The 20,721-nt window shown below is 70.7% G+C and carries 21 protein-coding genes; 13 read left to right on the top strand and 8 right to left on the bottom strand.

Translation table 11 applies throughout. The features are described 5' to 3' along the window. Positions 1–162: 162 nt before the first annotated feature. From CQ047_RS07390 to CQ047_RS07380, 3 genes are read right to left on the bottom strand one after another with little or no spacing between them, the layout of a single operon-like run. Entirely contained in the window at positions 163–1,218 is a 1,056-nt protein-coding gene (locus tag CQ047_RS07390; protein ID WP_258132519.1) for an NtaA/DmoA family FMN-dependent monooxygenase, read from the bottom strand. Between the two features lie 18 nt (positions 1,219–1,236). Beyond that, positions 1,237–2,433, bottom strand: a complete 1,197-nt coding sequence (locus tag CQ047_RS07385; protein ID WP_219844599.1) for an LLM class flavin-dependent oxidoreductase — start codon at positions 2,431–2,433, stop codon at positions 1,237–1,239. A 31-nt stretch (positions 2,434–2,464) separates the two neighbouring features. Continuing rightward, complete coding sequence (locus CQ047_RS07380; RefSeq protein WP_105673780.1) at positions 2,465–3,493, bottom strand: LLM class flavin-dependent oxidoreductase; 1,029 nt, start codon at positions 3,491–3,493, stop codon at positions 2,465–2,467. 242 nt (positions 3,494–3,735) lie between these two features. Here CQ047_RS07380 and CQ047_RS07375 point away from each other — a divergent pair, with 242 nt between their 5' ends. Then, entirely contained in the window at positions 3,736–4,461 is a 726-nt protein-coding gene (locus CQ047_RS07375; RefSeq protein ID WP_105673778.1) for a GNAT family N-acetyltransferase, read from the top strand. Here the strand turns inward: CQ047_RS07375 and CQ047_RS07370 are convergent. After that, on the bottom strand, positions 4,458–5,099 hold the full coding sequence (locus tag CQ047_RS07370) for a thioredoxin domain-containing protein (RefSeq protein WP_105673776.1): 642 nt from the start codon (positions 5,097–5,099) through the stop codon (positions 4,458–4,460). The genes CQ047_RS07375 and CQ047_RS07370 overlap by 4 nt on opposite strands. Before the next feature lie 66 nt (positions 5,100–5,165). Beyond that, positions 5,166–5,570, bottom strand: coding sequence for a hypothetical protein (locus CQ047_RS07365; protein ID WP_105673774.1), 405 nt, complete (start codon positions 5,568–5,570; stop codon positions 5,166–5,168). Positions 5,571–5,642: 72 nt separating this feature from the next. On the opposite strand from CQ047_RS07365, the gene CQ047_RS07360 reads away from it, so the two are divergent. From CQ047_RS07360 to CQ047_RS07350, 3 genes are read left to right on the top strand one after another with little or no spacing between them, the layout of a single operon-like run. Further along, entirely contained in the window at positions 5,643–5,987 is a 345-nt protein-coding gene (locus CQ047_RS07360) for a PLD nuclease N-terminal domain-containing protein (protein WP_105673772.1), read from the top strand. Next, entirely contained in the window at positions 5,984–7,648 is a 1,665-nt protein-coding gene (gene menD / locus CQ047_RS07355) for a 2-succinyl-5-enolpyruvyl-6-hydroxy-3-cyclohexene-1-carboxylic-acid synthase (protein ID WP_105673770.1), read from the top strand. Before CQ047_RS07360 ends, menD begins: the two co-directional genes overlap by 4 nt. Positions 7,649–7,664: 16 nt before the next feature. Continuing rightward, a complete protein-coding gene (locus CQ047_RS07350; RefSeq protein WP_105673768.1) occupies positions 7,665–8,507 on the top strand; it encodes a PPK2 family polyphosphate kinase in 843 nt (280 codons plus the stop codon). Between the two features lie 327 nt (positions 8,508–8,834). On the opposite strand, the gene CQ047_RS07345 is transcribed toward CQ047_RS07350, so the two are convergent. Beyond that, a complete protein-coding gene (locus tag CQ047_RS07345; protein WP_105673766.1) occupies positions 8,835–10,088 on the bottom strand; it encodes an isochorismate synthase MenF in 1,254 nt (417 codons plus the stop codon). A gap of 163 nt (positions 10,089–10,251) precedes the next feature. Between CQ047_RS07345 and CQ047_RS07340 the strand changes: the two genes are divergently transcribed. From CQ047_RS07340 to CQ047_RS07315, 6 genes are all read left to right on the top strand, one after another. Beyond that, positions 10,252–10,839 carry a hypothetical protein gene (locus tag CQ047_RS07340; protein WP_105673764.1) on the top strand — a complete coding sequence of 196 codons (588 nt, stop codon included), beginning with the start codon at positions 10,252–10,254 and terminating at the stop codon, positions 10,837–10,839. 69 nt (positions 10,840–10,908) lie between these two features. Beyond that, positions 10,909–11,568 carry a ubiquinone/menaquinone biosynthesis methyltransferase gene (locus CQ047_RS07335; protein WP_223587448.1) on the top strand — a complete coding sequence of 220 codons (660 nt, stop codon included), beginning with the start codon at positions 10,909–10,911 and terminating at the stop codon, positions 11,566–11,568. A 34-nt stretch (positions 11,569–11,602) separates the two neighbouring features. Further along, positions 11,603–12,664, top strand: coding sequence for a polyprenyl synthetase family protein (locus CQ047_RS07330; protein WP_105673760.1), 1,062 nt, complete (start codon positions 11,603–11,605; stop codon positions 12,662–12,664). A 56-nt stretch (positions 12,665–12,720) separates the two neighbouring features. After that, the gene (locus tag CQ047_RS07325; RefSeq protein ID WP_105673758.1) at positions 12,721–14,094 is read left to right on the top strand and encodes an FAD-dependent oxidoreductase; all 1,374 of its coding nucleotides are present in this window, start codon (positions 12,721–12,723) and stop codon (positions 14,092–14,094) included. A gap of 81 nt (positions 14,095–14,175) precedes the next feature. Beyond that, positions 14,176–15,198 (top strand): hypothetical protein, encoded by a 1,023-nt coding sequence (locus CQ047_RS07320; RefSeq protein ID WP_146114281.1) that lies wholly within the window; start codon positions 14,176–14,178, stop codon positions 15,196–15,198. Between the two features lie 28 nt (positions 15,199–15,226). After that, complete coding sequence (locus tag CQ047_RS07315; protein WP_105673754.1) at positions 15,227–16,237, top strand: alpha/beta hydrolase; 1,011 nt, start codon at positions 15,227–15,229, stop codon at positions 16,235–16,237. On the opposite strand, the gene CQ047_RS07310 is transcribed toward CQ047_RS07315, so the two are convergent. After that, the gene (locus CQ047_RS07310) at positions 16,228–16,860 is read right to left on the bottom strand and encodes a GntR family transcriptional regulator (RefSeq protein ID WP_105673752.1); all 633 of its coding nucleotides are present in this window, start codon (positions 16,858–16,860) and stop codon (positions 16,228–16,230) included. The two genes, CQ047_RS07315 and CQ047_RS07310, sit on opposite strands and share 10 nt — an antisense overlap. A gap of 413 nt (positions 16,861–17,273) precedes the next feature. Between CQ047_RS07310 and CQ047_RS07305 the strand changes: the two genes are divergently transcribed. The 3 genes from CQ047_RS07305 (at position 17,274) to CQ047_RS07295 (ending at position 19,606) form a co-directional block, all read left to right on the top strand. After that, the gene (locus CQ047_RS07305; RefSeq protein ID WP_181155862.1) at positions 17,274–17,957 is read left to right on the top strand and encodes a response regulator transcription factor; all 684 of its coding nucleotides are present in this window, start codon (positions 17,274–17,276) and stop codon (positions 17,955–17,957) included. Continuing rightward, on the top strand, positions 17,954–18,985 hold the full coding sequence (locus CQ047_RS07300; RefSeq protein ID WP_105673750.1) for a sensor histidine kinase KdpD: 1,032 nt from the start codon (positions 17,954–17,956) through the stop codon (positions 18,983–18,985). The genes CQ047_RS07305 and CQ047_RS07300 overlap by 4 nt, the downstream gene beginning before the upstream one ends. An 84-nt stretch (positions 18,986–19,069) precedes the next feature. Next, positions 19,070–19,606, top strand: coding sequence for a hypothetical protein (locus tag CQ047_RS07295; RefSeq protein WP_105673748.1), 537 nt, complete (start codon positions 19,070–19,072; stop codon positions 19,604–19,606). An 888-nt stretch (positions 19,607–20,494) separates the two neighbouring features. On the opposite strand, the gene CQ047_RS19220 is transcribed toward CQ047_RS07295, so the two are convergent. Further along, positions 20,495–20,713, bottom strand: a complete 219-nt coding sequence (locus CQ047_RS19220; RefSeq protein ID WP_105673744.1) for a PLDc N-terminal domain-containing protein — start codon at positions 20,711–20,713, stop codon at positions 20,495–20,497. Positions 20,714–20,721: the final 8 nt, after the last annotated feature.

Here is a 20,721-nt window from a genome sequence, read left to right as displayed (position 1 = left end):
CCTGCCCGACGTCGACCCCGACCCCCAGGCGCCCGCCATCATCCAGGGCCGTGCGTTCGTGTTCCAGGACCGCATCGAGACGGTGCGCGCGTGGCGTGAGCTCGCCGAGGCGAAGGGGCTGACCCTGCGCGGCCTCGCCCATGAGATCGCCGGCAGGGCCGGTTACGTGGGCACGGCCGCGCAGGTCGCCGACCAGCTCGACACGTTCGTGCAGGAGGGCGGAGGCGACGGCGTCGTCCTCGGCTCGCACCTGGTGCCGTCGGGGTCGTACGCCGAGAGGTCGCGATTCCACACCTGCTCGAACGTGACCTGGATGGTCTTGTCCGTCAGCTGCTGCTCGCGGATGTGACGCTCCTTCTCCTCGGCATCCGCCTGCGAGTCGCCCAGGACGAACCCCGCGGCGGGCAGGATCTTGATCTCGTCCGGACCGCGGCCGAAGCGTGCGGCGCGCTCCCTGATGTCGGCGGAGAACGCCTTGCCCTCCGCGAGCGTCGCGTAGGGGGAGAAGATCGCATCGGCCGTGGATGCCGCGAAGTCCCGCCCCTGCGGGGAGACGCCCGCCTGCACGATGACCGGACGGCCCTGCGGGCTGCGCGGCACCGTGAACCGCCCGGAGATGTCGAACTGCGTGCCGCTCTGCGCGAAGGCGCCGGCATCCGCATCCGCGAGGAACACACCGGACTCCTTGTCGGCGAGGATCGCGTCCTGAGCCCACGAGTCCCACAGGCGTCGGACCGCGGCGACGGTCTCCTCCGCCCTGACGTAGCGTTCGCTGTGCGGGAGGAATCCGCCGCGACGGAAGTTGGCTCCGGTGAACGCGTCGAACGACGTGACGACGTTCCACCCCGCCCTGCCCCCGGAGAGGTGGTCGAGGCTGGCGATCTGCCTGGCCAGCTCGTAGGGCTCGTTGAACGTCGTGTTCAGCGTGCCGACGAGGCCGATGTGCTCGGTGACCGCGGCCAGGGCGGCCAGCACGGGGAGCGTGTCGGGTCGCCCGGCGATGTCGTGGTCGAAGATGCGCCCGGCGCGGGCGCGCAGGGCGAGGCCCTCCGCGAGGAAGAAGTAGTCGAAGCGGCCGCGCTCGGCGGTCTGGGCGACGTGTCGGAACGTCGCGAAGTCGATCTGGCTCCCGGCATCCGGGTGCTCCCACAGCGTGTGCTCGTTCACGCCGCCGACGTAGGCGGCGAGGATGATCTGCGTGCGCGGTCTGGTGGTCATGTCATGTCCTCCGGGTTCTCAGGCGATGGCGTAGCGGTTGGGGACGGTCTCGGCGAGCCCGAGCAGCCCCCGCAGGGTGTCGGCCTCGTAGGACTCGTGGAACAGCCCGCGCGACCGCAGCTCCTCTGCGAGATCTCCCGCGATGCGCGGGAGATCGTCGGTGAGCACGCCGGGGCGCAGTCGCACGCCGTCGTAGCCGATGGCGCCGAGCTGCGTGATGAGGTCGGCGAGCTCGGCGGCCGAGCCCGTGAAGATCCGCGCATCGCTCGTGAGGGGCCGGCCGAGGGCGTCGAGCCTGCGCAGTCGATCGGCGGCGCGCTCGCCACCCGGCTCGTCGAGGAGCACGACGATGTCGGCGAAGATCCGCAGGCGCTCGCCCGTCCGCCCCTCGGCCTCCTCGGCCGCGGCGACCTCGTCGAGGATCGACCGGGCGTGCGCGGCATCCGCGGGGGTCACGAAGACCGCATCGGCCGACCGTGCCGCCAGGCGATACGGCACCTCCGCATGGGCGAGGGCCACGACGACGGGCTGCCCCTGCGGCGGGCGCGGCGTGATCGATGGCCCGCGGACGCTGAACCAGCGCCCCTCGAAGTCGACCTGGTGCACTCTGTCGGCGTCGAGGAAGCGGTCGGTGGCGACGTCGCGGATCTCGGCGTCGTCCTCCCAGCTGTCCCAGAGCCGGCGGACGACCTCGACGGAATCGGCGGCCTCGTCGAAGAGCTCGGCGACGAGCGCGTCGAACGCCGGCTCGCCCCACGCCGCATCGGCGCCGGGGTGCTCTCGCCGGCCGAAGTGCGTCGCCTCGTCGTGGCGACCGGACACCTTCACCTGCCACCCTGCGCGCCCCTCGCTGGTGTAGTCCAGGGTTGCGACCCCCTTCGAGACGTGGAAGGGCTCGGTGTGGGTCGTGGTGATCGTGGGGATGAGCCCGATGCGCGAGGTCGCCGGCGACACCCGCGATGCGATCAGCAGGGCGTCCAGGCGCCCGCGCACCTCGTCGGTGCGGTCGTCCGGTCGGCCCTGCTCGGAGGACTGCAGCGCGAGCGAGTCCTCGATGGTCGCGAAATCGAGGAGGCCCTCCTCGGCGAGGCGGACGAGGTCGACCCAGTACCCGGGTGTGAACAGCTCCGCCGGGCGGGACGAGGGCTCGCGCCAGGCGGAGGGATGCCAGCCGGCGCCCTCGAGGGCGACGCCGATGCGCAGTCGTGAACTCATTGTGTGTGCTCCAGTTCTCAGGCGGTGGATGTCAGGCGGAGGGGACGAGGGCGGATGCCGCCGGCACCCAGCCGAGGCGGGGGAGGACGGCGTGGCGGATGTCGGAGAGGATCTGCCGGTAGTCGTCGAGGGCGAGCGCATAGGGCAGCGCGATGCGCAGCTCCGTACGTCCGTCGATCGCAGGGTCGGCGAGCAGGCGCTCGACGATGTCGTCGGCGGTGCCGAACAGATCGCGCTGGAAGACGTGGCCGCCGACCGGCGCCTCGGTGCGCGCCTGGCGGCTCTCGGCGAACGCCGTGTACCGCGCGCGCTGCGAGGAGGTGGCGCTGTCGAGCGGCAGGATCACCCGCTCGACCCCCACCGACGGGGCGCCGGGACCGGAGTGATGCGCGTAGTAGTCATCGATGTGCGTGCGCTGGGCGGTCTCGAAGTCGTCGCCGGATGCGCTCGCCGTGATGTTGCCGAGCAGGAGCTTGAGTCCGCGCTGGGCGGCCCAGCGCACCGAGCGGGCGGATCCGCCGCCGAGCCAGACGCGCTCGCGCAGATCCGCGATGTGCGGCTGCACGCGGGGCGTCTGCGGCCCGTACGGCGTGGTGATGTCCGGACCCAGTGCGCGGCCCTCCACGGCCTCCAGGAATCGGGAGATCAGCTCGTACGGATCCACGGCCTCCTCCTCGCCGCGGCCGAGGTGGCGGAGCAGGTCGCCGTGCGGCGCCGAGGAGCTGATGCCCACGTTGAGCCGGCCGCCCGACAGCGCGTCCACGGTCGCGAAGTCCTCGGCGAGCCGGAACGGCGTCTCGTAGCCGAGCGGCACCACCGCCGTCTCCAGGCGGATGGTGTCGGTGCGCTGCGTCGCGGCGGCGAGGAAGGTCAGCGCCGAGGAGACCCCGCGTTCGAGGTGCCGCTGGCGGATGCCGGCCACCTGGAACCCGATCTCCTCGGCGAATTCGAACAGCCGCAGGGTCTCCTCGAGACCTCCGGACGGATCCGCCTCCGGATAGTTGCCGGCGAGCGTGAACCCGGCCTCGGAGATGGTGTGGCCGTGCGGGTGTGCGGTCATCGGTGCGGGTCCTTCCCTGCGACGTGGAGTGCCGATGGGCGATGTTCTCACCGCGCCGCGGAGCCGCCAACGCGACGGTCACGCGCTGTCGCCCACGGTCACCGCCCGACCTCGACGGTTAAGCGGTGACGCGAGACGTCACCGGGCGACACAGGACGGAGGCAATACGACGGAGCCGACCCGTGTTGCTCCTAACGTGGGTGCACGCCACCCCGAGAGCCCCTGACGAACGGACCGGTCCCATGACGCACGTACCCACCGACGACCACGTCCTCGACAACCCCGCGTGGCACGCCCTCACGGGGCCGCACGCCTCGTTCGCCGTCGGCGGCGACCTGGTGCGCCGCTACCCGGCCGACGTCGCTCCGTTCGTCGCAGTGCGGACCTGGGAGCATCCGTACGTCTGGCAGGAGCTCACCGAGCTGGTGGGGCCAGGACAGGAGGTGGGCATCTCCGCCGCCGACCCCGAACTGCCGGAGGGGTGGGAGGAGCTCGGGCGCGGTGCGGGCGTGCAGCTGGTGGAGACGGATGCGCTGCGCCCCCGCCCCGATGAGGAGGCGGTGCTGCTCGGCGCCGCGGACGTCCCCGAGATGCTCGCGCTCGTCGAACGCAACCAGCCGGGGCCCTTCCGTCCGCGCACACACGAGCTGGGCCGGTACGTCGGCATCCGCCGCGACGGCAGGCTGGTCGCGATGGCGGGGGAGCGGCTGCATCCGGAGGGGTGGACCGAGATCAGCGCCGTCGCCACCGACGCGGAGCACCGCGGACAGGGTCTGGCCTCGCGGCTGGTGCTCGACGTGGCGTTCCACATCCAGGAACGAGGCGACCGGGCGCTCCTGCACGCGGCGGCGACGAACACGGGGGCGATCCGCGTCTACGAGCGCCTGGGTTTCACGCTCCGACGGCGCACCACCTTCCTCTCGGTCCGCACCCCCGTGGACGCGGACGACCGGGTCCTCGCCGGCTAGCCGTTCACGGCCTTCTCGATCGCGGCCTCCAGGTCGCCCCAGGCGGTCAGCTCGAGCAGCGTCCCGTCGAGGAAGAACGACGGGGTGCTCTGCACGCCGAGGGCGACGCCGTCCGCCTTGTCGGCCTCGATGCGCGCGAGCGTCGCCGGATCCGCGACCGCCTCGTCGTACGCGGCCAGGTCGAGACCGAGCTGCTCGGCGAACCCGCGGAACACCTCGGGGGTCTCGACGGGCTTCTCGCCCCACTCCGCCTGGGTCTCGAAGAGCATCGCGTACATGTCCTCGAAGCGGTCCTGCTGCGCCGCGGCCTCGGCGGCCAGCGCCGCCTGGGTCGAGTTGATGTGACCTGGCAGCGGGAAGTAGCGCACGACGTAGGTGATCTCGCCGTCGTACTTCTCGCGGAGGTCTTCGACGATCGGGTGGAAGGCGCCGCACGCCTCGCACTCGAAGTCGAGGAACTCGACGAGGGTCACGGCGCCCTCTCCGGCGTCGTCGAGGACGTGCGAGTCGGTGCGGACTGTCTCGCCGTCTCCCGACGGGGCGGACGCGCGCTGGTTGAGGGCGAACACGATGGCGCCGATCGCGACGAGGACGATGACGGCGAGGGTGATGATGAGGGCTTTGAACGAGGTCTTCATGGGGTCTCCGAACACAGGACGAACAGGGGTGAGCACAGCGGATGCCGCAGAGAGCGGCGGCGCGGCTCAGGTTCGCGAGACGGAGAGCTGGGTGAGGGTGAGGGCGGGGACGTGCAGACGGGGGCTGGCTCTGCTCGGCAGCTGCGCGCGCACGGCCACGCCGGTGGTGACGACCAGCCTGTCGGCCGCCACGCGCAGGACCAGGAGCACCAGCAGGAAGCAGCAGATCACCGCGATGACGCCGAGGCCGGCATCCGAGGTGAGGACGTCCGCCGTCGTCGTGCCGTGGTGATCGGCCGCGGCGGTCCCCGCTGGTGCGTCCGCCGCGACGCACAGCGTCGCGTGGGCGTCGCTCTCGCCGTGCGACGACGACCAGGCCCCGACGACGAGCAGCAGTGCGAGCCCGAGCGCGATGGCGATCCTGACGATCAGCATCCGCTCGGTCCGAGGCGACGACGACGGACGGGGCATCGCCGGGCAGTCTAGCAAGGCCGCCTCTGCGGACAGGGGCCGGTGCTCAGCCGACGCGCCTACACTGAAGACGTGGCGAGATTGTTGATCGTCGGCGGCTTCCTGGCCGCCGTCTTCTGGGTGTTCAGCATCGTCGACTGCGCAGTGCAGCCGGCGACGCGGCACCGCGGTGTGCCCAAGCCAGGGTGGATCGCCATCGTCGTCCTCATCCCCGTCGTCGGAGGCGTGCTGTGGTTCGCTCTCGGCCGGCGCCGTGGCGATGATCGCTCCGCGAGGGTGTTCGCTCCCGACGACGACCCCGCCTTCCTGCGCAGCATCGACAAGAAGGAGCAGGACGCCCGCATCGCCGAGCTCGAAGCGGAGCTCGCACGCCTCGAGGACGAGGGCGACGGGACTGCGACGGACGCGCGTCCGTGACGTCGTCTCCTGCGGCGGATGCCGCGGCATCCCTGATCTCAGACCTCATCGCGCACGGCGTGCGCGATCTCGTGCTCTCACCGGGCTCCCGCTCTCAGGCGCTCGCGCTCGCCGCGGTGGCCGCCGCCGGACGCGGGGTGCTCCGCGTCCACGTGCGCATCGACGAGCGCGTCGCCGGGTTCACGGCACTCGGGCTGTCGCGGGAGACCCGCGTGCCCACCGCCGTCGTCTGCACCTCAGGCACGGCCGTCGCGAATCTGCTGCCTGCGGTCATGGAGGCCTTCCACTCCGGCGTGCCGATGCTCCTGCTCACGGCCGACCGGCCGCCGGAGCTCCGCGGAGTCGGCGCCAACCAGGCGACGATCCAGCCGGGGATCTTCGGGCCGTTCGTGCGTGCGCAGCTCGATGCGCCGGTGCCAGGGGACGGCGACTGGACGGGGCTCGCCTCCGCGGCGGTCGCGACCGCCATGGGCGGGGATGCCGCGCACGGGCTCCCCGGTGTCGCCGGCCCCGTGCACCTGAACCTCCCCTCCCGCGAGCCGCTGTCGAGCGGGTCCCCGGTCATCGACGTCGACCCCGGTGAGGCCCCGCGCCACGGCGAGGGCGCGCCGATCGTCCTCGAAAGCGGTCCGCGGACGGTCGTCATCGCCGGCGCCGACGCCGGGCCGCGCGCCGAGGAGATCGCCCACGAGGGCTCCTGGCCGCTCATCGCCGAGATCGTCAGCGGCGCCCGCTTCGGCAGGCGGCTCGTGCACGGCTACCGAGCGCTTCTCGGCGAGCCTGAGCTCGGCGGACGCATCGAGCGCGCCGTGGTGCTCGGCCACCCCACGCTCAGCCGAGAGGTGTCGCGCCTGCTCGCCCGCACCGACGTCGACGTCGTCGCCGTGCGGCACGGGGGAGAGGATCTGAACCTCAACGGACGCACGCGCCCCGCGGCATCCGTCGTCGTCGCCCCGGGGGAGCCGGATCGCGACTGGCTCGGCGCGTGGCTCACGGCATCCGCCTCCCTCGCGATCGACCTCAGCGAGCGGGCCCCCGATGCCGACGGACTCGCGTCGACCGACGTCGCGGCGCGGAGGGACGCGGTGCGGGCAGAGCTCGCCGCCGTGCGACGCCCGCTCGATCGCGAGCTGCTCGCCGACGCCGTCTGGCGCGCGACCTGGCCGCACGACCGGCTGGTGTTCGGGTCGTCGCGGCTCGTGCGCGTCGCCGACGCCGTGCTGGGCGGCAAGAAGGTGCCCGTGCACGCCAACCGCGGGCTCGCGGGCATCGACGGAACGATCGCCACCGCCACGGGCATCGCCGTGGCCAGCCAGGCCGAGGGGGCGCACGGCGTGACCCGCGTGCTGCTCGGCGACCTGGCCTTCCTGCACGACGTGGGGGCGCTGCTGCTGCCACCGGATGAGACCGCGCCCCGGCTGCAGGTCATCGTCGGCAACGACGGCGGCGGCACGATCTTCGACGGACTGGAGGTCGCGGCATCCGCACCCGCCGTCGACCTCGACCGCGCCTTCTACACGCCGCACGCCGTGCAGCTCGAGCAGCTGGCCCTCGCGTACGGCTGGGAGCACCACCGCGTCACGACGCGCTCCGCGCTCGACCAGGTGCTCACCGCCCCGTCGGGAGGACGTCAGCTCATCGAGGTGCCGCTGCCGCGCTGACTGGCATGATGTGTGCATGAACGCACACGCCTGGACACGCGAGCTGCAGGTCGGCGAGGGGTTCCGCCTCGCCGACGTCGACCCCGACGGCAAGCCCGGATTCTCCGGTGGCAAGACCGAGGGGGCGCACGCCCTGGTCTCCGGGCTCGATGACCTGAACCACCTGCAGGAACGGCTGTTCGCGGAGAGCCGTGCGGGCGTCGCGAAGGATGCCGTGCTGCTCGTGCTGCAGGCGATGGACTCGGCGGGCAAGGGCGGCATCGTGCGGCACGTCGTCGGCGGGGTCGACCCGCAGGGCGTCTCGCTGGCCGCGTTCAAGGCGCCGACCGCGGAGGAGCGGGAGCACGACTTCCTGTGGCGTATCGAGAAGCGCCTGCCCGAACCCGGCTTCATCGGGGTGTTCGACCGCTCGCACTACGAGGACGTGCTGATCGGACGCGTGCGCGCGCTCGCGGAGCCGGACGAGATCGAGCGCAGGTACGGGGCGATCAACGACTTCGAGGCGGAGGCCGCGGCCTCCGGCATCCGCATCGTCAAGGTCATGCTGCACATCTCGCGCGACGAGCAGAAGGCGCGGCTCATGGAGCGGCTGGAGCGCCCGGACAAGCACTGGAAGTACAACCCGGGCGACGTCGACGAGCGGTTGCGGTGGGACGACTACATGGCCGCGTATCAGACCGTGTTCGAGCGCACGTCGACCGAGGTCGCCCCCTGGCACGTGGTTCCGGCGAACGCCAAGTGGTACGCCCGGCTCGCCGTGCAGGAGCTGCTGCTCGCGGCGCTGGAGGACATCGATCCGCAGTGGCCGGCCGCCGAGTTCGACGTCGAGGCCGAGAAGAAGCGGCTCGCCGCGAGCTGATTCCGGGCGCGCCCGGAGCGGCTGGCGCGCACGCGGTGCACAACTCCTCAAGAATCCGCCTCAGGGCGCCGGATCCGGTTCGGTCGGGCGGTTTCCTCGCATTCTGTGAGGAGTTGTGAACGGAGCCGTGCTCCAGAACTCCGGAGATCCGGTCCGGTTCGGACGGCCGCCGCCCTGGATCTGTCAGCCGCTGTCGAGGGGCCGGAGCGTTCTCCGGAGTTCTGGCGCGCGCACGCGGTGCACAACTCCTCAAGAATCCGCCTCAGAGGGCCGGATCCGGTCCGGTCGGGCGGTTTCCCCGCGTTCTGTGAGGAGTTGTGAACGCGCTCAGGCGAGGGCGTCGACCAGAGGGCGGAACTTCACCCTGGTCTCCAGCAGCTCGGACTCCGGGTCGGAACCGGCGACGATGCCCGCACCCGCGTACGCCGTGACGGCGATGTCGTCGGGGCCGGTCTCGAACTGGGCGCAGCGCAGCGCGATCGCCCACTCGCCATTGCCCGCGGCGTCCACCCAGCCGACCGGCCCGGCGTAGCGGCCGCGGTCGAAGGGCTCGAGCTCGCGGATCGCGGCGATGGCGTCGGGGGTCGGCGTGCCGGCGACGGCGGCGGTCGGATGCAGCGCGCCGATGAGGTCGAGCGCGGACTCGCCGTCGGCCAGCTCCCCCTCGACGTCGGTCGCGAGGTGGAACAGATTGGGGAGCTTCAGCAGGAACGGCTGTTCGCTCGCCGCCAGCGCCCTGGTGTGCGGTCGGAGAGACGCGAGCACGCTCTGCACGGCGTACTCGTGCTCGTCGAGGTCCTTGGTGCTGGACGCCAGCGATGCGGCGGCAGCGGTGTCGGCATCCGCATCGGCGCCTCGCCCGATGGTGCCGGCCAGAACCCGTGCGGTGACCGTGCGGCTCCGCACGGTCACGAGGGTCTCCGGGCTCGCGCCGATCAGCCCGTCGACGGCGAACGCCCAGGTGTCGGGGTATCCGCTCGACAGCGCGCGCACGAGGCGGCGCAGGTCGGATCCGGCGGGGATGCTGCCGGTGAGGTCGCGCGCCAGCACGACCTTGCTCAGCTCGCCGTCGGCGATGCGGCCGAGCGCCTGCCGCACGGAGTCCTGGTATCCCTGGGGGCTCTGCGCGCCCGGTCCGACCGTTCCCGCCCAGTGCGGCCCGTACTCCCGGGGCTCGGGGTCCGCGGACGTCGCCGGGTCGGACGAGCTGCGGATGCGGGTCAGCCAGGTGCGGCCGCGGTGACGGCCGATGACGGCGGAGGGCACGACGAGGATGCTGTCGACGGCGGAGTCCTCATCGAAGGAGAGGGCGCCGAAGGCGACCAGTCCGGTGCCGGGGAGGCCGAGGGGATCGTCGATCTCGGCATCCTGCACCAGATCACGCCAGAGCCGAGCGGCGATCGCCGACCGCAGCGGGCCGCGGCCGGCAGGGATGCGGATGCTCTCCACGACACCGGATCCGACGGCGACGATCCCGTCGCCGCGGCGCAGCCACGCGAGCGGGTCGGCGGGGTCGGCGTACGCCAGGGGGTCTTCGACCGGGTCGATCTCGCGGGTCTCCACGACCAGCCTCGTGCTCACCCCTCCAGCCTAGTTCGTCGGTCCGGGCGGTCTCCCCGCCCGAGCCCCGTCTCCGCTTCTGTCCGCTTCTTCCTCCAGGAGTCTTCGCCCGACTCCACGGGCACGAGAGCTCGGCAGGGGGCGCAGCGGCGGGCGTGGGGGTGGGGGCGCATACGCTGAGGGCATGAGCGATGCACGCCCCGCACCCGGCACCGAGATGATCATGCAGTGGCGCAAGTGGGACGGCTCCCCGCACTGGCGGCACGAGTGCGTGTACCTCGGCTCCGACCGATGGGGCGACTGGATCGGACAGCCGGTCGGCTGGCGGAGTGCTCGTCCGGGTCGCGAGTTCACGGCGGACGGGCTCAATGTCACTCTCGTCCCCGCCGGTCGAGAGGACTTCGCGCTCACGGTGAACCGAGACCACCCCAAGGGCATGCGGATCTACATCGATCTGGGCTGGGACGTGCACTGGTCCGACGACCCGCTTCTCGTGACCGGGATCGACATGGACCTCGATGTCGTGCGGGTGACGGGGGAGCGCGGCACCTGGGTCGACGATCGTGACGAGTGGGCCGAGCACAGCGCCGAGTACGTCTATCCGCCCGAGGTCATGGCCCACCTCGAGGCGCTCGCGCTCGATCTCGAGGAGGGGGTGCGGGCGCAGCATCCGCCCTTCGACGACGCCACGGCGGATGCCTGGCTCGACCGCCTCGCCGCGCTCGACCTCGGACCCGGCGAGCAGGGCGGGCGCTCAGCCGGGCGCGCCTAGACTGAACCCGTGACCCCGAACGAGCCCAACCGCGCAGATCTCGGCAAGGACCCCGCCCGCGTCAGCGGCATGTTCGACCAGGTCGCGGCGGGATACGACCGCACGAACACGGCCATGACGGTCGGCAACGACGCACTCTGGCGCGCCGCGACGACGCGAGCCGTCGCCCCGAAGCCGGGGGAGCGCATCCTCGACCTCGGCGCGGGCACCGCCTCGTCGTCGGCCTCCCTCGCCCGCAGCGGCGCCGAGGTCGTCGCCGCCGACTTCTCTCCCGGCATGCTGGCCGAGGGCAAGCGTCGGCACGGCGGCATGCGCAACCTGTCGTTCGTCGAGGCGGACGCCACCGACCTCCCCTTCGCGGATGCCGAGTTCGACGCCGTCACGATGTCGTATTCGCTGCGCAACGTGAACGACCCGAAGAAGGCGCTGCGCGAACTGTTCCGCGTGACGAAGCCCGGCGGGAGGCTCGTGATCAACGAGTTCTCCACCCCGCCGCGGAAGCTGTTCCGGGGTGCGTACCGCTTCTACAACGCGCAGGTGCTCCCGCGGGTGGCGCGCGTCGCCGGCACCAACGGCGACGCCTACGACTACCTGAACGAGTCCATCCGCGAGTGGCCAGACCAGCGCAGGCTCTCCGCCTGGATCCGCGAGGCGGGCTGGACGGATGTCGCGTACCGCAATCTGTCCTTCGGCATCGTGGCCCTGCACCGTGCCCGCAAGCCCGAATGATCGAGGGGTCGCGCCGCGCAGGTAGGCTGGGTTCGTGACTTCGAGCCCCATCGCCCCGGGTTCGCGACTGGCGAGCCGTCTCGGCTTCAGCGACCGCGTCTTCATCGGACCCGCCGCTCGCCGTGTCGCGCGCGCCATCGAAGACGGACTCGAGCTCGTCGAGACCGGGCTGGCCGAGGACGTGCGCGTCGCCGACCCGCTCGCCGACGCGACCAGCCGCTACCTGTACGAGGCCGGGGGCAAGCGCATCCGCCCCGTGCTCACCCTCCTCGCCGCCCAGCTCGGCGACGGCAGCACGGAGGCCGTGATCGACATCGCCAAGGCGCTGGAGATCACCCACCTCGGCTCGCTGTATCACGACGACGTCATGGACGGCGCCGACCGGCGCCGTGGAGTGCCCGCGGCGCAGACCGTGTGGGGCAACAACATCGCCATCCTCACCGGCGACATCCTGTTCTCCCGCGCCAGCCAGCTCATGGCCCGCCACGGCGACCGTGCGATCCGTCTGCAGGCCGACACCTTCGAGAGGCTCGTGCTCGGCCAGATGCACGAGACGATCGGCGCCCAGCCCGGCGACGACCCCATCGAGTTCTACATCCAGGTGCTCGCCGACAAGACCGGATCCCTCATCGCCGCCGCCACGCAGGCCGGCGTCATCTTCTCGAACGCCTCCGCGGAGTACGAGGAGCCGATGCGCGTGTACGGCGAGAAGATCGGCGTGGCGTTCCAGCTCCTCGACGATGTGATCGATCTCTCGGCCAAGCCCGAAGACACCGGCAAGGTGCCGGGGACCGACCTCCGCGCGGGCGTCCCCACCATGCCGTACCTGCTGCTGAAGGCCGAGCCCGACGCGGCATCCGCCGACCTCGCCGCCCGGATCGACGAGGGGGTCGCCCTCATCGCCGACGGCGCCGACCCCTCGATCCTCGACGGACCTCTGGCCGAGCTGCGCGACCACGCCTCGACGCAGAAGACCCTCGAGCTCGCACTCTCCTGGACGCAGGACGCCATCGACGCGCTCGCGCCGCTGCCGAAGGGCACGGTCCGCGACGCGCTCACGCGCTTCGCCGAGTCGCTGGCCGAACGCTCCAGCTGACCCTCGCCGCTCCGCGCGGCCGCACCCGGATCGCCGGGCGTGACGAAAGGACACCCATGACCAAGCTCAGACTCGCCATCGTCGGTGCCGGCCCCGCGGGCATCTACGCCGCCGACATCCTGCTGAAGGCGGAGCGCAAGTTCGACGTCTCGATCGACCTGTTCGAGCAGCTCCCCGCGCCGTACGGCCTGGTCCGCTACGGCGTCGCCCCGGATCATCCCCGCATCAAGGGCATCATCACGGCGCTGCGCGATGTGCTCGACCGCGGCGACATCCGACTGTTCGGCAACGTCCGATTCGGCGAGGACATCACCCTCGAGGATCTCAAGAAGCACTACAACGCCGTGATCTTCGCCACGGGTGCGATCCGCGACACCTCGCTCGACATCCCCGGCAGCGACGCGGTGGCGTCCTACGGCGCGGCGGACTACGTGAGCTGGTTCGACGGACACCCCGACGTGCCGCGCGAGTGGCCGCTGGACGCGGCATCCGTCGGCGTCCTCGGCAACGGCAACGTCGCGCTCGACGTCGCCCGCATGCTCGCCAAGCACGCGGAGGACCTGCTCGTCACCGAGGTTCCGGAGAACGTCTACGAGGGCCTCAAGGCCAGCGAGATCACCGACGTGCACGTGTTCGGTCGCCGCGGTCCCGCTCAGGTGAAGTTCACGCCGCTGGAGCTCCGCGAGCTCGGGGAGCTGCGCGACGTCGACATGGTCGTCTACGACGAGGACTTCGACTACGACGAGGCGTCGAAGGACGCGATCGCCAGCAACAAGCAGGTCATGGTCATCGATCGCGTGCTGCAGTCGTGGCGCAAGCGCGACTCGGTCAACAACGCCGGCGGCACGGCATCCCGCCGCCTGCACCTGCACTTCTGGGCCCGCCCCGTCGAGGTCCGCACCGACGAGAACGGCCGCGTCGCCGCTCTCGTCTACGAGCGCACCGAGCCCGACGGTCAGGGCGGCGCGGTCGGCACCGGAGAGCTCCGCGAAGTCCCGATGCAGGCGCTGTACCGTGCGATCGGCTACTTCGGCTCGCCGCTGCCCGGCGTGCCGTTCGACAAGAAGCACGGCGTGATCCCGAACCGCGAGGGCCAGGTGCTCGCGAAGGACTCCAACCAGCGCGTGCCGGGCATCTACGCCACCGGCTGGATCAAGCGCGGACCCGTCGGCCTCATCGGCCACACGAAGTCCGACGCCATGGAGACCGTGCGCCACATCATCAACGACCAGGGCTCATGGTGGCAGCCGGAGGATCCGTCTGAGGAAGCGATCACGGCGCTGCTCTCCGAGCGCGGCGTGAAGTGGACGGACCTCGAGGGCTGGCACCGCCTCGACGAGCACGAGATCGCCCTGGGCGCCCCGCAGGAGCGCGCCCGCGTCAAGGTCGTGCCGCGCGACGAGATGGTGCGGGTCTCCCGGGGCGAGTGATCGTCATCGGTTCGTTGCAGGGATGCGGCGGGTCGACGGGGGAGCCACATCTAGCATGAAGTCATGCGTCACCCTCGATACTTGGTATTCGGCACGGCCGTGCTCTTCGCACTCGTCGGCTGCGCACCGACTCCTGAGCCCGTAGTGACACGGACGGCGTCGCAACCACCCACACCCTCCGCCACGCCTGCACTCGAGCCGGTGGTGGAGCCTGCGCCGGCCTTCGATGTGACGTGCGCCGATGTGGCTGACGCGGTAGCTGCGGTGATCGGCGAGCCCTCCACGCCTGTGCTGCCGGTCATGTCGACGGTGTCGACCATGGGCTGGATCGCCGGACCGGCGCAGTACATGTTCCAAAGGGCGGGAGGGATTGCGTGCTCTGCAGGCGGATCCGACGATTTCTGGGAGATCCTTCTGTTTCCCGGTGCCGAGGCAGTGATCGCCGGCGTGGACGCCCGCATCGGAGTGCCGATGAGCGAGGGCGGCAGTTGCTCTGCCGACGGATACTGCGGGTTCGAGATCACGGAGGGCGACGTCCATCTCTCCGCCCTCTTCGTGGATCCGGACCTCGATGACTCGACGAGCGCCGGGCTCGATGCGGCTCTGCGCGGCCTCGTCAGGAGCGCTGCCGAAGACACGCGCGACGTCGAGATCGCGAACAGCGACATCGAGGGAGCCCGTTGCGAGCGCTTCGTCACCATCGAGGAGCTGTCGGCTCTTCTGGGAACCGAGGTGAAGCAATTCGCCCACTTCGGAGGCTGGGGTGTGCCCGCAGAGGTCTACAACGTCGTGGACAGAGCGAGCCACTGTCTTTACACCTCACCGGGCGCGGGGTACGAGGTGAGCAACTATCTGCAGATAACCACGCTCCCGGCGGGTCGATGGGCGTTCGAGCGACAGGACGGGGTTCCGGTCGTCGTAGAGGGGGCGGACGAGGCGAAAGCCAGTTCAGGCGAGCTGGGAGAGAGCTTCTTGGACGTGCGTGTCGGCGATGACTGGATCAGGTTCACCACCTACGAAGGAGAGTCAGGCGCGAGGGACCCTCTACCGATCGCGACCAGGATCGTACGCAACCTCACCGTCGGTCACCTCGCTCCGCAGTAGACGGATCGCGGTCGGCTAGCCTGGCGGCATGGCTGACTGGATTCCCGACGTCCTCGGAGAGGAGTTCGCGCAGCTGACGCTCGAACTCGGCGACGACGACGAGGGGCCGGTCGTCGCGACCCTGGTGAGAGCGCTGCCGATCGAGGCGGGGTGGTGGGAGCGGTTGCTCGGACGCCGCCGTCCGCTGGAGGACGTGGACGTGCTCTACGTGCACGGGTGGTCGGACTACTTCTTCCAGAAGCGCCTCGCGCGGTTCTGGACGGCGCGGGGTGCGCGGTTCTACGCGCTCGACCTGCGCAAGTACGGCCGCAGTCTGCGACCCGGACAGACGCCCGGATACATCACAGATCTCGCGACCTACGACGAGGACATCGCCGCCGCTCTCGACGCGATGGGTCGCGGCGCGGATGGCGCGGCATCCGCACGTCGCCTGGTGCTGTTCGGGCACTCGACGGGTGGGCTGACGCTGAGCCTGTGGGCCTCACGTCACCAGGGGAGTGCGGATGCCGTCATCCTGAACAGTCCCTGGCTGGAGTTCCAGGTGGCCTCCGTGCGCCCGCTGATCGCCCCCGTGGCGGAGCTGCAGGCGCGGTGGGCTCCCCGCGAGGTGGCTCCCCAGGTCGACCTCGGCTTCTACACCCGTGCGCAGCAGGAGGTCGCCGATCCCGACGACCCGGTCGAGGTGAACCTCGACTGGCGCCCCGTGCAGACCATGGCGGTGCACGCGGGGTGGTTCCACGCGATCCTCCGGGGGCACACGACCGTGGCCGCCGGCCTGACGATCGCGGAGCCGGTCTGCGTGCTGCTCTCGGCGCGGTCCGCGACTCCGACCAGGTGGTCGGACGACCTCACGCGGGCCGATACGGTGCTCGTCGTCGACGACATCGCCCGCGCGGCGCTGAAGCTCGGCCCGTCGGTCACCGTCGAGCGCATCGACGGCGCCCTGCACGACGTCTTCCTCTCGCGTCATGAGGCGCGCGAGGACGCGTACCGGCGTCTCGGCCGCTGGGTCAGCGGGTGGGCAGCGGCTCAGACGTAGTGCATCGCGCGGGTGAGCTGCTCGGCCCTGTCGCCGTCGGCGCTCAGCACGGCGTCGCGGAAGTCGCGGTAGACCTGCTGCATCCGCTCCTCGTCCTCCTGGGGGATCTGCCAGTCCCGAAGGTTGCGGAACAGTGCCATGCCCGTGTCCTGGATCAGCGCGCGGTGCTGAGCGTTGGCACTGCGATCGCTGAGGTAGGAGAACACCGCCCACCGCGACTCGGAGATGCTGCGCGGCTCCTGCGCCTCGTACATCTTCTCGATGAGGCCGGCCACGTGCTCGCGCTCCACCTCGGTCATGCGCGCGACGCCCATGCGCGCCGCGACGCCCGCCTGGTACCCGGCGAACTCGAGGGTCTGCGCCACGATCTCGGGTGTGACCGCGGTGACCTCCGTGTACCTGCTCGGGTACATCGTCACCAGGCCTAGGCGCTCGAGGCGCTGCAGTGCTTCACGCACCGGTGTGCGCGACACATGGAGCTCGTCGGCGACCTCCACGTCGCGGATGCGGTGCCCCGGTGCCAGATCGCCGTTGACGATCTGCGTCGCTATGTATTGGAACACCTCTTCAGCGAGCAGCTGCTTGCTCTCGCCGATGGTGCTGTTCGAACGCTTTCCGTTCATGGATTGCCCCCAGTTGCATGTCCAGATCCCGGACGCCCCCATGATGTGCCCGGAGGGCAACTACATCACGAACTGCGGCCGGATGCCAACACTCCACGCGCAGGCGCTCGGATTACGTCTGCGCGCGGGTTTTCCCCTGATATTTCGTAAAAATCATTTCTGTGGTCGGCGGGCGTTAGGGACGCCCGCCGACCACAGGCGATGGGCATGCACGGAGCTGTCGGGTGCCCGGTCCCCACAGGGCAGGATCCGCGATCCCGAGAACGCGAATCCGAGATCGGCAGCGCGTCGTGCACGCGAACATCGTTCGTCGCTTCCGGATGCGACAGCTTCCAGTCTTGAGCAACTAAACCCGTATATCAGTATGCGATCGCTGGGATCCCTCCATAGGCGCAGCGGAGCATACTGGGAGCGTGTCGAACTCACGTGACGGTCAGCCCGTGGGGCGGGCGCGGCTGCTCTACGTCGAAGACGAGCCCGACATCGCCGAGATCGCCGTCGAGGTGCTCTCCGACGACTTCGTCGTCGATCATGCGGCAGACGGCGAGGCCGGGCTCCGGATGGTTCTCGCCCGTCGTTACGACGTGATCGTCGTCGATCGACGGCTCCCCGGCATGAGCGGCATCGAGCTGATCCGCGCCATCCGGACCGCGCGGCTGGCGACCCCTGTGCTCATGCTCACCGCGCTCGGAGCGGTCGAAGATCGCGTCTCCGGCCTCGATGCCGGAGCCGACGACTACCTCGTGAAGCCGTTCGACTTCGCCGAGCTGCGCGCGCGACTGCGTGCGCTGATCCGCGGCAGGGGCGTCGGCGACCGCAGGGAGATCGGCGACTGGCTCTTCACCCCGGTCGCCCAGGCACTGTACTCGCCCGCGGGCGAGAGGATCCCGCTCACTTCGGCAGAGACCGAGCTCCTCGAGCTGCTCACCTCGAGCCCCGAGCACGTGTTCTCCAGGGAGGAGATCCTCGACAGCGTGTTCCCCGGTGGTGCGGCGGCGACGGTCGACGCATACGTCCACTACGTCCGCCGCAAGTCGACCCCCGAGATCATCGACACGGTGCGCGCTCGCGGCTACCGGACGGGGACTCCCCGATGAGCGGGCGGACGGATGCCGCGATCCGTGCCGACCGCCGCAGGGTGCAGCGTGCGGCGCTCCGAGCCGGAGTGTGGGTGGCGGCGGCATCCGCCGTGGTCGTCACGCTGCTCAGCGTCGTGACGATCGCCGCGCTGTCGGCGTCGTCGCGCCCGGAGCACCCGCCGGAGGGCCCCGGTCCCGGTGGGGGACGACCGCCGGGGCGCGTGATCGAGCTCGGCACGGCGATTCCGATCGCCGTCGCCGTGGGTCTGCTCGGCATCATCGCCCTCGGCGCGACGTCCTGGTATCTCGCGCGCCAGGCGGCCCAGCCGCTGGCCGCAGCTCTCGAGGTGCAGCGCTCTTTCGTGGCCGACGCCAGCCACGAGCTGCGCACTCCGCTCACCACCCTCACCAGTCGGATCCAGCTCGCCGAGCACCGCGCCGCACGCGGGGGCGACGTCGGCGGCGCCCTCGCGGATCTGCGTCGCGATGCGGCGGTGATGGATGCCGTGCTGACCGATCTGCTGGTCACCGCGGAGTCCGCCGGCACGACCGGGGCCGATGCGCACGCCGCCGCTTCCGTCGGGGCCGCCGCGCGCGAGGCGGCCTCCGTCCTCGCCCCGCGTGCCGCGGAGGCCGACGTCTCCGTGGCGGTCGAGGTCGCGGACGGGCTCGTGGTCGCGGCGGACGCCGTCGCCCTGCAGCGAGCGCTGACGGCACTGCTCGACAACGCCCTGCGCTTCGCGCCGAGGGGCTCGACCGTCGAGGTATCGGCGGTCGTCGTGGGGCGGCGCGTCGACATCAGGGTCGTCGACCACGGCCCGGGGATCCGCGGCATCGACCCCGAGCACGTCTTCGACCGGTTCGCGCGAGCGGAGGGCGCGGGGGACAGCAGCGGACGCCGCGGTTTCGGACTCGGGCTCGCCCTGGTCCGTGACCTCGCCCACCGGTTCGGCGGCACGGTCGCGGTCGAGGAGACCTCGGCGTCTGGCACCACCTTCCTGCTCTCGCTCCCCGCAGCGACCGCCACGGATGCGCGGAAGGGCTGAGGCTTTCTGATCACCGGGCTATGAATCCGCCGGACGGGGCCGATTCTTGGTCCTGTCTTGGGGGCGGGCGGCGACAGTGGCGTCATGTCCAAGAACTCAGACAACAGCACCGGTTCATCAGGTGCGGATGCCGAGGCGTCCGCACACCTCGGCTCCGATTCCGCGGCCACATCGCCCGAGCAGGAGACCGTGCCCCTGACGCCGACGGCCTCCGCGCCGCCACCGGCGGCGTCCTACGCCCCGGCCGCAGCGGCCCCGGCGGGCGCGCCGGTCGCGGTGGCCGCTCCACCCGCGGCTCGACGCAACGGGCTCCTCATCCTCGTCGCCGTGCTCTCCGGCATCCTTCTGCTCGGCATCGGGTTCGGGGCGGGCTGGGCGATCTCCGGCGTCGCCCACTCCCACTCCCAGGGCGGCTTCGGGCCCGGCGGAGTGTCCGGCCCCGGCGAACGCCCTGGCGGGTCGGAGGACGGCCGAGGCGGTCCTGGAGGAGGCGGCTCCGGCGGACAGGGGGGTCAGCAGAACGGGCCGCGCGGCGGTTCGACGGACAACGGCGGCACCGGGTCGACGGACGGCGGCGGCACCGGGTCGACCGAGGACGGCGGCAGCGGCACGAGCGGCTGAATCCCGCGCGCTCTTCGCGCGCACGAGAACGGCCGGATGCCGGGGCTCACCCCTCGACATCCGGCCGGTGTCGTCTGCGCGTCAGCGGTAGTTGATGAACTGCAGGTCGAGGTCGAGGTCAGCGCCCTTCGTCGGATAGGTGAAGGGGGTATCGGGCAAGTTTGGTCCTTAAGTTGGATTTCTATCAGCCTCGCTGTCCGAACGGCGGGGCTGTGATGCGGGATCGTTCGAGTGGATTCATGTGCGCGTGTTGCGGCCATTGTGATGACCATGGTGGGAGCGAAGAGTCGTTTCCACTCCCTCCCTGATCAAACGTCGCGCATGTTCATCGAACGGGCAATCAACATCGCGAACCGATACCCCGACTCGATCGCGATCACCGATGACTTCATGTCCTCAGGACCTATCAGCGGTGCCGAATCCATTCCGATCGCTGACCTGAAGGTCGGAAAGCTCCACACGGGCGAGGGAAAGCATCTGCGGGTCAACGGATCTGCGACGCGACACCAGCGAACTGGCTTACCTCGCCACCGCTCTGTAGGGATATCGACGTACTCGTCGGGATGATCCGCCCACGAGGCTCCCAGACGCCGACGTCACCGGCCCGTCTCGCGAAGATACGCAGCAGCAAGTAGGAGCGCTCCGCCCCACCGGGCTCGAGTTCATCACCGCGACGACCGAGACGATCAAAGGTTCCGCGCTGATCAAGACCACCGGCACCTACCAGCGCCGTGACGACGTCCGCGGGGTCGAGGCCGACGACGTGCCCGAGCTCCAAGCCAAAGTGCACGGCGGGTGGCAGCGGTTGCCTGTGCGTGACAGGTAGCCTTGGAACGTAGAAAGACCCCCACCCGCCTTTCCGGCGGTGGGGGTCTTTCTCTTCCCTGTTTAGGCAGAGTCTCTGCTAGGGGCCTTGGGTGCAGCTATGAGCACTGCGATTGCGCCGACTACTGGGAGCAGCAGGATGAGTAGGACCCATAGGATGACCCGCCCTGTGACCCCTTCACGCAACCGCACGATTCTGATCAGAGCCAGGACGTCCAGTGCGATGACTACGACGGCGAAGGCGATGATCAGGAGGACATGGAAAGCGGAAAGGCCGATCATGATCGTCA

The organism is Microbacterium sp. MYb72 (genome assembly GCF_002979415.1).
Lineage (GTDB): Bacteria > Actinomycetota > Actinomycetes > Actinomycetales > Microbacteriaceae > Microbacterium > Microbacterium natoriense.
The sequence above is the reverse complement of the archived record's forward strand: the minus strand, read 5'-3'. Positions and strand labels throughout refer to the sequence as shown.